General features: G+C 53.9%; 2 protein-coding genes and 1 pseudogene. All 3 read left to right on the top strand.

From position 1 onward, the window contains the following. Nucleotides 1–209: pseudogene (locus ACJROR_RS12575) on the top strand (hypothetical protein); the annotation flags it as partial. 19 nt (nucleotides 210–228) lie between these two features. Then, the gene (trbD, locus tag ACJROR_RS12570) at nucleotides 229–600 is read left to right on the top strand and encodes a conjugal transfer protein TrbD (RefSeq protein WP_019002765.1); all 372 of its coding nucleotides are present in this window, start codon (nucleotides 229–231) and stop codon (nucleotides 598–600) included. Then, the coding region (locus tag ACJROR_RS12565) for a conjugal transfer protein TrbE (RefSeq protein ID WP_406547335.1) at nucleotides 593–2,797 on the top strand (2,205 nt) is incomplete at its 3' end. The genes trbD and ACJROR_RS12565, both read left to right, overlap by 8 nt.

The following is a 2,797-nucleotide window of genomic DNA, read 5'->3' as shown; positions in this document are numbered from 1 at the left end:
TTATCGGCATGGTGGGCGCCGGAGCGATGCTTATTTTCGGAGGCGAGATCTCGGGATTCCTGAAATCGGTCTGCTACATGGTGCTTGTGGTAGCCTTTCTCATTTCCGGTTCATCTCTTCTGGAAGTCTTTACCGGCAAGAAGGATAACGCCACCGGGGCCGTGATCACATACGTTGTCCCGGATCATCACGTTATCGCCCTTTCCTGATTGCGGAGTCCTGGCAGCTATGATCACCGTTCATCGGTCATGCAATCGGGTTTCGGATTTCCTCGGCGGGGATCGGGAAATCGTAATGTCAGCGATGGTCATAGCAGCTACGCTGATACTCCTTGTCCCGAATGCGGTTTCTGTGTCATTCGGGCTTTGTCTCTGGTTCTTCGCCCTCTTTGCTACCCGTCTTATGCGGAAGTCCGATCCTCTCATGAAGGAGACCTATCTCCGCTATATCCGGTACGCTCCGTACTATTCCGCCAAAACCAGCGCTTTTGTTTATGAGCCGGAAACGGCAAAGGAAAAAGCTCTGGCGCTGTTACGGAAGTCCCGGAGCAGAAAGGGTGCTTTGAACGTGAGTATGCGGGAAGGATCCGGAAATGATTGAGTTCTATTACGTCATTGTGTTCTTCTTCGCTCTCGCTGGCTTTGCCTTTATTTTTGTTCTGGCGGAGCTTATTGTGAGAACGTCCTCCTCGGAGAAGCTCAGCACTCACCGGAGCAAGAAGAAGGGCTTTTCTGATTTGCTTAATTATGCCGCTCTCGTGGAGGACGGCATAGTTCTCGGCAAGGACGGGAGCCTCTCGGCTTCGTTTTACTACACCTGCGGCGATACGGACAGCGCTTCTCAGGAGGAACGGGATGCCTTCGCAAACTACATCAATGCCGCAGTCCTGTCTCTCGGGGACGGCTGGATTCTGCACCTTGACGCCGTCCGGGAGGAGTCTCAGAAGTATGAAGGGCCGGAACGCTCGTTCTTCCCGGATCCGGTAACCCGGGCCATAGACGAGGAACGGAGACGGTTCTTTAACGACAGGGGCCTCATGTTTGAGTCCTATTTTGTCCTCACGATTACCTATCTGCCGCCGAAGCTGGCCACTCAGAAGTTTATCGAGATCATGTACACTGATTCCGATACTGAAAAACGCCATCGGGCTGACGAGATTCTCGCGAAGTTCAAAAATGACTTAAATGCCCTGATAAGCAGGCTCTCTCTCGGGATTCCCACCCTGAAAAGGCTTCATGCCTATACGGTTTATGACGATGCCGAAAGACCGGAAACCTATGATGACGAGCTGGCCTTTATCAATTTCTGCATCACGGGTTCCCTTTCTGCCGTCAGAATCCCCGCTAATCCCTTCTTCCTCGATTCCGTGCTGGGGGGACATGATTTCTATTCCGGCGTGATCCCGAAAATCGGTGATAAGTTTATTCAGTGCGTTGCCATTGACGGCTTTCCGCTGCAAAGCTACGCCGGAATTCTGAACTCCCTTGCCTGTCTTTCCTGTTCCTGCCGCTGGAACACCAGATTCATATTTCTGGATCAGCATGTTGCTCTGGCTGAGATCAAGAAGCACCGCCGGAAATGGAAGCAGAAGGAAAGGGGGCTTCTGGCTCAGCTCTTTAATCTTCCGACTTCGACCATAAATCAGGACGCCGTGGCCATGACGGAGGATGCCGATGCCTTCTCCGCGGAGATAAGCTCGGATCTCGCCGGGGCCGGTTACTACACCTCGGTGATCGTGCTCATGCACCATGATCGGAAGACGCTGCAAAATGAGGCTCTGGAGGTGGCAAAGGCCATCGGGAGACTTGGGTTTTCAGCTCGGATCGAGAGCGTCAACAACATTGAAGCCTATCTCGGAAGCCTCCCTTCCAACGGCACCTGCAATATCAGACGCCCTCTCATAAACACTCTGAATTTTGCTCATGCCATCCCGTCCTCTTCGCCCTGGGCGGGAGATCCCGCAGCGCCCTGCCCGTTTTATCCCAAGGATTCCCCGGTGCTCATGCACTGCGTAACCTCCGGAGGAACGCCCTTCCGGCTTAACCTTCATTACGGGGATCTGGGACACACCTTCATCCTCGGCCCTACCGGTTCCGGAAAATCCACCCTGCTGGCGACTCTGGCAGCTCAGTTCCGCCGTTATCCCGGGATGACCATATTCAGCTTTGACAAGGGCATGAGCCTCTACTGTCTCTGCGAAGCCGCAGGAGGGCAGCATTATGAAATCGCCGCGGAATCCTCGGATCTCAGGTTCTGTCCCCTTAAGTATCTGGAAACGGCAAATGAAAGAGCCTGGGCTGCGGAGTGGACTGCCGCCATTTTCGAGCTTAACGGTATTGCCCTCACGCCGGAGAAGCGATCTGAGATCGCTAATGCCCTGAATACCATGCACGAGAACGGCGAAACTACCTTCTCGGCCTTTTATACCGCTCTTCAGGACAGGGATCTTCGGGCGGCCCTGAACGACTACATCGGGGAATCCGCGGGAGGTCTTATTTTGGATGCGGACAGCGACAGTCTTTCCCTGAGCTCCTTCACGGTGTTCGAGATCGAGGAGCTCATGAATCTTAATGACCGGTTCCGTATCCCGGTGCTTCTGTATCTCTTTAAGAGGATTCAGGACAATCTCCGGGGACAGCCTGCCGTCATTATGCTGGACGAGGCATGGCTCATGCTGTCAAACCCGGTTTTCCGGGAAAAGATCCGGGAATGGCTCAAGGTGCTTCGCAAGGCCAACTGCGCTGTTATTCTGGCGACGCAGTCCGTTCAGGATGCGGAGGATTCCGGCATTCTCGGA

The organism is Succinimonas sp., assembly GCF_045225735.1.
GTDB lineage: Bacteria > Pseudomonadota > Gammaproteobacteria > Enterobacterales > Succinivibrionaceae > Succinimonas.
The sequence above is the reverse complement of the archived record's forward strand: the minus strand, read 5'-3'. Positions and strand labels throughout refer to the sequence as shown.